Raw genomic sequence first — 10,227 nt, forward strand, 5'->3', positions numbered from 1 at the left:
GGAGGTCGAGGCGATCGTGCTGGCCGTCGACGTCGACCGCGAGCGCATCTCGCTCGGCATCAAGCAGCTCGACAGCGATCCGTTCACCAGCTACAGCTCGGTCAACGACCGCGGCCAGCTGGTCACCGGCAAGGTGATCTCGGTCGACGCACGCGGCGCCGAGATCCAGCTCAACGGCGACGTGACCGGCTACCTGCGCGCATCGGAGATCAGCCGCGACCGCGTCGAGGATGCCCGCAACGTGCTGAAGGAAGGCGACGAGGTCAACGCCATGATCATCAACGTCGACCGCAAGGCGCGCTCGATCCAGCTGTCGATCAAGGCCAAGGACAACGCCGACGCCCAGGAAGGCATGCAGCGCCTGGCCAAGGACAGCGAGCGCGAGAACGCCGGCACGACGAGCCTCGGCGCGCTCCTGCGGGCGAAGCTCGACAACCAGAGCCAGAACCAGGACTCCTGACGTGAGTCGCGGGCCGAGCGCCGGGCCGCCCCAAGCCGGCCCGCATCCCCTCGGGGGATCGGCCGGTGTACTCGCCGGACGAGGGGCGCCATGACGCGTTCCGACCTGGTCGTCCAGCTGGCCGAGCGGTTCGGTCAGCTGACGCATCGCGACACCGAGTTCGCGGTCAAGACGATCCTCGACGCGATGGCCTCCGCCCTGGCCCGCGGGCACCGCATCGAGATCCGCGGCTTCGGCAGCTTCTCGATCAACCGGCGGCCGCCGCGGGTCGGGCGCAACCCGCGTTCCGGGGAGCAGGTCGTCATCTCGGAAAAGCTGGTCCCGCACTTCAAGCCGGGCAAGGCGATGCGCGAGGCGGTCGACGCGCGGGTCGGCGCCTTGCGGACGGCGGCGGCCGAGGGAGAGGCCGCCCGCAGCGAGCCGGCACGAGGCGCCGGCTCCACCTGAGCCGGGCGGCCGATGCGAGTCCTCGTCTGGCTGGTCCGGGCCGCGGTCTTCTTCACCCTCTTCGCGTTCGCGCTCAACAACCAGCACACGTCGAGCGTGCACTGGTTCTTCGGCCAGGAGTGGCGCGCGCCGATGGTCTTCATCGTCCTCGGCGCCTTCGGCTTCGGCTGTGCCTTCGGCATATTCGCGATGGTGCCGAGCTGGTGGAAGCATCGCCGCATCGCGCGTCGCGAAGGCACGCGGGCGGCCGCCTCGCCGCTCGGCCCCGCCGCGCCGGCCACGGGCTCGGATGCGCTTCTGCCGCACCCGCCGCGCGATGGACTTTGAGCTGCAGTGGCTGCTCTGGGGCCTGCCGCTCGCCTTCGCGCTGGGCTGGATCGGCTCGCGCTGGGACGTCCGCCAGTGGCGGCGTGAGCTGCAGGGCTCGCAGAAGGTCTACTACAAGGGACTCAACCTGCTCCTGAGCGAGCAGCACGACAAGGCGATCGACGCCTTCATCGAGGCGGTGCAGCAGGACCCGGACACGTCCGAGCTGCACTTCGCCCTCGGCAACCTGTTCCGCCGCCGCGGCGAATACGAGCGCGCAGTCCGCGTGCACCAGCACCTGCTCGGCCGGGCCGACCTCGCGGCCAGCGAGCGGCACCGGGCCCAGCACGCGCTGGCGCAGGACTACATGAAGGCCGGCCTCCTCGACCGCGCCGAACAGGCCTACCAGGCCCTGGCCGGCACCGCCTTCGACACCGAGGCGCGCCTGGCCCTGCTTGACCTGCACGAGCGATCGCGCGACTGGCGCGCCGCCGTCGACGTGGCCATGCAGCTCGAGAAGAGCGGCACTGGCTCGTTCGCTTCGCGCATCGCCCACTACTGGTGCGAGATCGTCCTCGAGGCCGACGCTGCCCACGATGCAGCCGCCGCGGACCAGGCGATGGCGCGCGCGCTCGAGGCCGGCCCGCGCGATGCCCGCCCGCTCATCCTGGCCGGCGAGCGGGCGGCGGCGCGCGGCGACCACGCCGAAGCGATGCGGTCGTGGACGACCCTGATGACGGTCCGGCCGACCGCCTTCAACCTCGTCGCCCGCCGCTTCGCCGCCAGCGCCAAGGTCCTGGGCCGGCAAGGAGCGGCGCTGGAGCGGCTGCAGGCGCTCTACGACCGCGCGCCCACGCTGGACCTGCTGGAGACAATTGCGTCGCTCCAGGCGGACGACGGCTCGCGCAACGCCAAGCTGCTCGGCCATCTGCGCGAACATCCGACGATCGCCGCTGCCAACGCCGTCGTCGGGGCCGCGGCGGCCGCCGGCGACGAGACCTCGGCCGCCCTGAGCACCGCCTTGCGGCACGCCGCTAGGCCGCTGCACCGCTATCGTTGCGCGGCGTGCGGCTTCGAGGCCGAGCACTATTTCTGGCAATGTCCCGGCTGCCTCGGCTGGGACACCTATCCGCCGCAGCGACTGGAGGACCTCTGAAGAACGCCCCACCGTCGCGCGACCGACTAGCCGCGGCCCGCGTCCTGGTCGTCGGCGACGCCATGCTCGACCGCTACTGGTTCGGGGCCGTCGATCGCATCTCGCCGGAGGCGCCCGTGCCGGTCGTGCGCGTCAACCCGGCCAAGCAGGAGGAGCGCCTCGGCGGCGCCGCCAACGTCGCCTGGAACGTCAAGAGCCTGGGTGCGCAGGCAAGCCTGCTGACTGCGATCGGCGACGACGAGCACGGCCATCGGCTCGAGGACCTGCTCGCGCAGCGCGACATCGAGACGCTGTTCAAGCGCGATCCGCGGCTCACCACGACGGTGAAGCTGCGCGTCATCGGCCGCTCGCAGCAGCTGCTGCGGGTCGACTTCGAGGAGGAGCCGGATCACGAGGTGCTGGAAGACATGCGCCCCTGGTACGACAAGGCCCTGTCGAGCTCGGACGCGGTGCTGTTCTCCGACTACGGCAAAGGCGGCCTCACGCACATTCCCACCATGATCGAGGCGGCCCGTGGCGCCAGGCTTCCGGTCCTCGTCGACCCGAAGGGAAGCGACTACCGGCGCTACCAGGGCGCCACCGTCATCACGCCGAACCGGGCCGAGCTGGCCCAGGTGATCGGCAACTGGAGCAGCGAGGCGCAGCTGCACGAGCGGGCCCAGGCACTGCGCGAATTGCTCGGCATCGAGGCGCTGCTGCTGACGCGCTCGGAGGAAGGCATGTCGCTGTTCGACGCCGACGGTCATGTGCAGGTCGCGGCCGAGGCGCGCGAGGTGTTCGACGTCACCGGCGCCGGCGACACCGTCATCGCGACGGTCGCGGCGATGCTCGCCTGCGGCCTCGGCCTGCGTGAGGCTCTGCCGATCGCCAACCGCGCCGGCGGCGTCGTCGTCGGCAAGTTCGGCACCGCCACCGCCTCGTACGACGAGCTCTTCCAGCAAGAGGCCGGGGCATGAAGGTCGTCGTCACGGGCGCGGCGGGAATGATCGGCGCCAACCTCGTCCGCGGCCTGAACGCCATCGGCATCGACGACGTGATCGCGGTCGACGACCTCACCGACGGCAGCAAGCACGCCAACCTCGTAGGCGCCGAGCTCAGCGACTACTTCGACCGGCGCGACTTCTACGCGCGCTTCGCCAGCGGCGAGCTCGGCCGCGTCGACTGCGTCTTCCACGAAGGCGCCTGCTCCGACACGATGGAGCACGACGGCCGGCTCATGCTCGACCTCAACTACCGCGCCTCGAAGACGCTGCTCGACGCCTGCCAGGCGCAGGGCGCTCGCCTGCTGTACGCGTCGTCTGCAGCGACGTACGGTGGCTCGTCGACCTTCCGCGAGGAACCCGCGTTCGAGCGGCCGCTCAACGTCTACGGCTGGTCCAAGCTGCTCTTCGACAACGTCGTGCGGCGCATGCTGCCGGCGGCGACAGCCCAGGTGGCCGGCTTTCGCTACTTCAACGTCTACGGGCCGCACGAGCAGCACAAGGGGCGGATGGCGTCCGTCGCCTTCCACCACTTCAACCAGTTCCGCGCCAACGGCCGGGTGCGCCTGTTCGGCGCCTACGGCGGCTACGAGGCGGGCATGCAGGCGCGCGACTTCGTCTCCGTCGACGATGTCGTCGCCGTCAACCTCTGGTTTCTCGAGCACCCCGAGGTCAGCGGCATCTTCAACCTCGGCAGCGGCCGAGCCCAGCCGTTCAACGACGTCGCCGTCGCGGTGGTGAACACCGAGCGCGCCGCCCTCGGCGAGGCGCCGCTCGAGCTCGAGGCGATGCTCACCGCGGGGCTCCTCGAGTACGTCGACTTCCCGGCCGCGCTCGTCGGCAAGTACCAGTGCTTCACCGAAGCCGACTTGGCCCGGCTGCGCGCGACAGGCTGCGATCACGCGTTCGCCGACGTGGCCACCGGCGTGGCGCGCTACGTCGGCTGGCTGCAGAAGCAGGCCGTCCGGTAAGGCCAGGCGAACCCGTGCGCATCGGCAGGCTGGTCGCCGCGCTTGCCGCGCTACTGGCGTCGGTCGCGCTCGCTGGAGTCGACGTCAACCACGCCAGCCAGGCCGACCTGGAATCGATCACGGGCATCGGCCCGGGGCTTTCCTCGCTCATCGTGAACGAGCGCAGGAAGGGCGATTTCCGCAGCTGGGCCGACTTCATGGCGCGCGTCGGCGGCGTCGGCGTCGCCAGCGCGAGGCGGTTCTCGAAGGCCGGCCTGACCGTCGACGGCAAGCCCTACGACGAGCCCTGATCGCCGCACAGGCAGAGCGACCGCGCGGCTCACTCGGCCGCCGGCCAGCCGAAGAAGGACCGCACCTCGCCGCTGCGCGCCAGCGTGTCGCGCACGCCGAGCGCGATCAGCTCGCGGGTGTATGGCGCCTCGAAGAGCAGGTAGCTGGCAAGCGCCGCGCCGCGGGCGTCGTTGCCGCTGCCGGACACGCCGAGACCACCGAGCATGGCGCGGATCGGCAGGGGCAGGCTCGACAGGTGCCGCGCCGCGATGTCGTCGAGCCGCTCGCTCGGCGCGATCACCAGCACCTCGATCGGCTTCAGGCTGGTCGCGGCCCGCGCCTCGGCCGGCAGCAGGGCCAGGGTGGCGTTGATGCGCTGCAGGCGCTCGACGTCGACGGCGAGAGCATCGAGGAAGATGTTCGACAGCGCATGGCCGGCGATCTGCGCCAGGTTCGGATACTCGCTGCTGCCGGCGCGCTCGCCCGGCGGCTCGTGCATGCGTCCGGCGCCGACGACGAGGATGCGCTCGGCGCCCAGGTGCACGGCCGGCGAGATCGGCGCCACCTGGCGCATCGAGCCGTCGCCGCAGTACTCCGTCCGGCCGTCGATGCGCAGCGCGACGGCCGGGAACACGAAGGGGATCGCCGACGACGCGAGCAGGTGCGGCACGGCGATCTTGGTGCGCACGGCCAGGCGCTGCGACCGGGTCCAGGGCACGATGGGGCCGAGGGAATCGTAGAAGGTGACGTGCAGCCCGGAGCCGTAGCTCGACGCCGTGATCGCCAGTGCGTGCAGGTGGCCGTCGGCCATCGCGCGGTGCAGCCGCTCGGTGCTGATCAGGCCGCTCAGCAGGCGCGCCAGCGGCGTGTTGTCGAGGAGCGATCGCGGCCGGGCCTTGCGCCAGCGCGCGATCGCCCAGCCGAGGGAGAACATGGTCAGCCAGCGCGCGCCGGTGCGGATCACGCCGAAGGAATCGGTGCGGTAGACCTGCTCGGCGCGAAAGTTCTCCCACACCTCGACCAGGCCGGCGACGGCGGCGTCGAAGTCGTCGGCCCGGCAGGCCAGTGCCGCGGCGTTGATGCCGCCTGCCGAGGTGCCGGCGATGACCGGAAACGGATTGCCGGAGGTGACGCGCGACTCGCGCCGGACTTGCGCGATCGCCTTGAGGACGCCGATCTGGTACGCGGCCCGGGCCCCGCCGCCGGTGAGGACCAGCCCCGTCAGCGCCGAAGCCTCGCTCATCGCCGGCGCGTCGGCAAGGTCATTCGTAGACGACGATCGCGCGGCCGTGCGCGGCCGCCGAGCTCCAGCGGGCGAGCGCCGCCTCCGACGGGTAGAAGCGGGCCGACTCGCCGAGGTCGAGCTCGCCGCTCGCGTTCTCGCGCGACAGGGCCAGGCGCACCGGCAGGCCCTGCGGCAGGTCGCCCTGGTCGGTGACGATGCGCCGAGAAGGAAAGTCGCGCAGGACCTCGGCCACCGGCGGCACGCTGCCGTTGACCTCGACGCGCAGGTACTTGCCGAAGCGGCAGCGCGCGGCAGCCAGGTCCCACACGCTCTGCACGTTGAGGCGGATGCCGCCCGAGAAACGGTCCGGCTGCGCCTTGCCCTGGACGATGACGAGCTCGTCGTCCTTGAGCAGGTCGCGGTTGGCGAGCAGCAGGTCCTCGTTGGCGACGGCCTCGACGACCTCGCTCATGTCATCGAGCTTGAACAGCGCGACGCGCCCGCGCTGGCCGTTGACGACGCGCAGGTCGCCGACGATGCCGGCGAGCAGGACCGGCTCGCGGCTGTCGATCAGGTCGGCGATGCGCAGCTTGACGAAGCGGCGCACCTCGGCCGCGCTCTGGTCGAAAAGGTGGCCGGAGAGATAGAAACCGAGCGCCGTCTTCTCGAGCGTGAGGCGCTCCTTGATCGTCCATTCGGCCGCCGCGACGAGGGCCGGCTCCTGCGTGCTGGCACCGTGCGCGTCGGTGCCGTCGGTGCCGAAGTCGAACAGGCCGCCCTGATCGGCGTGGGCCGCCTGGGTGTCGGCCCAGTCGAGGGCCAGGCCGACGCTGGCGAGCAGGCTCGCGCGCTCGGCGTGGATGCCGTCGAAGGCGCCGGCCTTGACCAGCGCCTCGACGACGCGGCGGTTGATGCGGGTGCGGTCGACCCGGGCGCAGAAGTCGAACAGGCTCTTGAAGCCCCCGCCTGCCTCACGCGCGGCGACGATGGCCTCGATCGCGCCGTGCCCGGTACCCTTGACCGCGCCCAGTCCGTAACGCACGGAAGTTTCCGACACCGGGGCGAAGCCGTAGCTGCCGGTGTTGACGTCGGGCGGCTCGATGGTCACGCCGAAGCTCTTGGCATCGGCGACCAGGACCTTCAGCTTGTCGCTGTTGTCGGTCTCGACCGACATGTTGGCGGCGAAGAACTCCGCCGGGTGGTGGACCTTGATCCAGGCCGTGTGGTACGCCAGCAGCGAGTAGGCGGCGGCGTGCGACTTGTTGAAGCCGTAGCCGGCGAACTTCTCCATGAGGTCGAAGACCTCGTCGGCGACTTCCGCGGAGATGCCCTTCTTCGCCGCGCCGTCGCGGAAGATGGCCCGGTGCGTCGCCATCTCCTCGGGCTTTTTCTTGCCCATGGCGCGGCGCAGAAGGTCGGCGCTGCCGAGCGAGTAGCCGCCCAGCACCTGCGCCGCCTGCATCACCTGCTCCTGGTAGACCATGATCCCGTAGGTCTCGCCGAGCACCGTCTCGAGGAGCGGATGCGGGTAGGTGACCTCCTCGCGGCCGTGCTTGCGTGCGCAGAAGCTCGGGATGTTCTCCATCGGCCCCGGCCGGAACATCGCGTTGAGGGCGATCAGGTCCTCGAGGCGGCTCGGCTTGGCGTCCTTCAGCATGCGCTGCATGCCGCCGCTTTCGAACTGGAACACCGACTCGGTCCGGCCCTCGGCGAAGAGCGCGTAGACCTTCCGGTCGTCGAGCGGGAGGTCGTCGTAGCTGAAGCCGGCGCGCTCCGGATGGCGGGCGACGATGAAGTCCTTCGCCATCTCTAGGATGGTGAGCGTGGCCAGGCCGAGGAAGTCGAACTTGACCAGGCCGATCGCCTCGACGTCGTCCTTGTCGAACTGGCTCACCGCGCTCTCGCTGCCGGGCTGCATGTACAGGGGGCAGAAGTCGGTGATCTTGCCCGGCGCGATGAGCACCCCGCCGGCGTGCATGCCGACGTTGCGCACCAGCCCCTCGGCGCGCTCGGCCAGGGCGAGGAGCTCGGCCACCTCGACCTCGTTGCGCTCGCGCTGCTCGATCTCCGGCGCCTCGCGGCGCGCGTAGATGACGCTGGGGTCGGGCCTGTCGGGTGGCCGGCGCAGGGTCACGCTCTTGCCGGGCGGTGCCGGGACGAGCTTGGCGATGGAGTCGACGTGCCCGTAGCTCATGCCGAGGACACGGCCGATGTCGCGCAGCGCCGCCTTCGCGGCCATGGTGCCGAAGGTGGCGATCTGGCTCACGGCGTCGCGGCCGTACTTGGCCTTCACGTAGTCGATGACGCGGTCGCGGTTGGCCTGGCAGAAGTCGATGTCGAAGTCGGGCATCGACACCCGCTCCGGATTCAGGAAGCGTTCGAACAGCAGGTTGTAGCGGAGCGGGTCGAGGCCGGTGATGTTGAGCGAGTAGGCGACCAGCGAGCCGGCGCCCGAGCCGCGGCCCGGCCCGACCGGGCAGCCGTTCTTCTGGGCCCAGTTGATGAAGTCGGCGACGATCAGGAAGTAACCGGGGAAGCCCATCTTCAGGATCGTCTCGATCTCGAAGTCGAGCCGCTCGACGTAGCGCGGCCGCTCGCGGTCGCGCACGGCCGCATCGGGGTAGAGCTGCGCCAGCCGGTTCTCCAGGCCGTGGTGGGACGCGACGCGGAAGTACTCCGGCATCGGCAGGGCCCTGCCGTCGACGAGCGGCGTCGTGAAGTCGGGCAGCTGCGGCTTGCCGAGGGTCAGGCTCAGGTTGCAGCGGCGCGCGATCGCGACCGTGTTGGCGAGCGCGCTCGGCAGGTCGGCGAAGAGCGCTTCCATGTGCGCCTGACTCCGGAAGTACTGCTCGCGGGTGAAGCGCTTGGTGCGGCGCGGGTTGGCCAGCATCTCGCCCTCGGCGACGCAGACCCGCGCTTCGTGCGCCTCGTGGTCATCAGGCTCGAGAAACTGCGCCGTGTGCGTCGCGACCACCGGCAGGGCCAGCTCGGAAGCGAGCTGCACGGCCGAACGCAGGTGCGTCTCGTTGCTGGGCAGGCCGATGCGCTGGACCTCGATGTAGAAGCGCTTCGGGAACCACGCCTGCAGGCGCTCGCCCAGGGCACGGGCCCGCGCCGCGTCGCCGCTCAGCAGCGCCTGCCCGAGGGAGCCGCTGTCGGCCCCGGAGAGAACGATCAAGCCGTCGCCGAGCTCGCGCAGCCAGGCCCACTTGAGGAGCGCGTGGCCGCTGCCCGCGTTGCCCAGCCAGCCGCGCGACAACAGCTCCGACACGTTGAGGTAGCCGGCCCGGTTCTGCACCAGGAGGACCATCCTGCTCGGGCCCTTCTCGCCCGCCTCGGGCTCCATGCAGACCTCGACGCCGAGGATCGGCTTGACGCCGGACTTGCGCGCCGCGGTGTAGAACTTGATCGCGCCGAACAGGTTGCTGACGTCGGTGATCGCCAGGGCGACCTGGCCGTCGGCCGCCGCCGCGGCGACGACGCTGTCGATCCGGAGCGTGCCGTCGACCACCGAGTACTCGGTGTGCGCACGCAGGTGAACGAATGCCATGCCCCATTCTAGAGAGCGGTGTCCTCGCTCCGGCCGAAAGCGCCCCTGGCGATGCCCGCGACCGGCCATGTGCCGGAAGCCCTTCCACGCACTCCTGCACGGAGTTGGGCTAAGGTGCCTGCGCGGTGCGTGCGACGCCGACGAAGCACGCCGCGAGGCGGGAGAATTCCATGCACGAGAGGTCGACGGGCTCGCCCCGCAGCAGCGTTTCCGGCGCCCGCCTGCGCACGCCCTTGGCCGCGCGCTACGCGGCCGTCCGCGAGGCGAGCCTGGCCCTGGCGGCGCCGCTCTCGGCCGAGGACTGCCAGGTGCAGTCTATGCCGGACGCCAGCCCGACGAAGTGGCACCTCGCCCACGTCACCTGGTTCTTCGAGACCTTCCTGCTCGAGCGCTTCGCGCCGTCGTACAAGGTCTTCGACCCGGCCTTCCGGATCCTCTTCAACAGCTACTACCAGGGCGTCGGCGACTTGCATCCTCGTCCGCAGCGCGGCCTGCTGGCGCGACCCTCGCTAGCCGAGGTGAAGCGATATCGTGTCCACGTCGACGAGGGCATGCAGACGCTGCTCGAGGCTCGTGCCGATGATGCCGAGATCGAAGCGCTGGTCACGCTCGGGCTGCACCACGAGCAGCAGCACCAGGAGCTGCTGCTCACCGACATCAAGCACGCCTTGTCGTGCAGCCCGCTGTCGGCGGCGTATGCCAGGCGCTGGCCGATGGCGCGCGTCGGGCCGCAACCGCTGCGCTGGTTCGAGTTCGCGGGCGGCGTCCGCGAGCTGGGCCATCTGCCCGACGAGGACGGGACGTTCTGCTTCGACAACGAGATGCCGCGCCACCGAGCCTGGGCCGACGACTTCGAGATCGC

General features: G+C 70.7%; 10 protein-coding genes. 8 read left to right on the plus strand and 2 right to left on the minus strand.

All coding sequences use genetic code 11. The features are described from left to right. The 7 genes from AC30N0_RS15025 to AC30N0_RS15055 all read left to right on the plus strand — a co-directional run. Positions 1-460, plus strand: a 460-nt coding sequence (locus AC30N0_RS15025) for a S1 RNA-binding domain-containing protein (protein ID WP_489518710.1), incomplete at its 5' end; no start/stop codon positions are given. A gap of 90 nt (positions 461-550) precedes the next feature. Beyond that, complete coding sequence (locus AC30N0_RS15030; RefSeq protein WP_489518711.1) at positions 551-907, plus strand: integration host factor subunit beta; 357 nt, start codon at positions 551-553, stop codon at positions 905-907. A gap of 12 nt (positions 908-919) precedes the next feature. Continuing rightward, positions 920-1,234, plus strand: coding sequence for a LapA family protein (locus tag AC30N0_RS15035; protein WP_489518712.1), 315 nt, complete (start codon positions 920-922; stop codon positions 1,232-1,234). Continuing rightward, positions 1,224-2,369 (plus strand): lipopolysaccharide assembly protein LapB, encoded by a 1,146-nt coding sequence (gene lapB / locus AC30N0_RS15040; RefSeq protein ID WP_489518713.1) that lies wholly within the window; start codon positions 1,224-1,226, stop codon positions 2,367-2,369. Before AC30N0_RS15035 ends, lapB begins: the two co-directional genes overlap by 11 nt. Beyond that, a complete protein-coding gene (gene rfaE1 / locus AC30N0_RS15045; RefSeq protein ID WP_489518714.1) occupies positions 2,312-3,325 on the plus strand; it encodes a D-glycero-beta-D-manno-heptose-7-phosphate kinase in 1,014 nt (337 codons plus the stop codon). Before lapB ends, rfaE1 begins: the two co-directional genes overlap by 58 nt. Then, complete coding sequence (gene rfaD / locus AC30N0_RS15050) at positions 3,322-4,320, plus strand: ADP-glyceromanno-heptose 6-epimerase (RefSeq protein WP_489518715.1); 999 nt, start codon at positions 3,322-3,324, stop codon at positions 4,318-4,320. Before rfaE1 ends, rfaD begins: the two co-directional genes overlap by 4 nt. Before the next feature lie 14 nt (positions 4,321-4,334). Then, positions 4,335-4,610 carry a ComEA family DNA-binding protein gene (locus tag AC30N0_RS15055; RefSeq protein WP_489518716.1) on the plus strand — a complete coding sequence of 92 codons (276 nt, stop codon included), beginning with the start codon at positions 4,335-4,337 and terminating at the stop codon, positions 4,608-4,610. A gap of 29 nt (positions 4,611-4,639) precedes the next feature. Here the strand turns inward: AC30N0_RS15055 and AC30N0_RS15060 are convergent, their stop codons facing one another. Further along, positions 4,640-5,833 (minus strand): patatin-like phospholipase family protein, encoded by a 1,194-nt coding sequence (locus tag AC30N0_RS15060; protein ID WP_489518717.1) that lies wholly within the window; start codon positions 5,831-5,833, stop codon positions 4,640-4,642. 19 nt (positions 5,834-5,852) lie between these two features. Continuing rightward, entirely contained in the window at positions 5,853-9,365 is a 3,513-nt protein-coding gene (gene dnaE / locus AC30N0_RS15065; protein WP_489518718.1) for a DNA polymerase III subunit alpha, read from the minus strand. A 170-nt stretch (positions 9,366-9,535) separates the two neighbouring features. On the opposite strand from dnaE, the gene AC30N0_RS15070 reads away from it, so the two are divergent. Then, positions 9,536-10,227, plus strand: a 692-nt coding sequence (locus AC30N0_RS15070; protein WP_489518719.1) for a DinB family protein, incomplete at its 3' end; no start/stop codon positions are given.

The sequence above is a fragment of the Rhizobacter sp. genome (assembly GCF_031412495.1).
GTDB lineage: Bacteria > Pseudomonadota > Gammaproteobacteria > Burkholderiales > Burkholderiaceae_C > Schlegelella_A.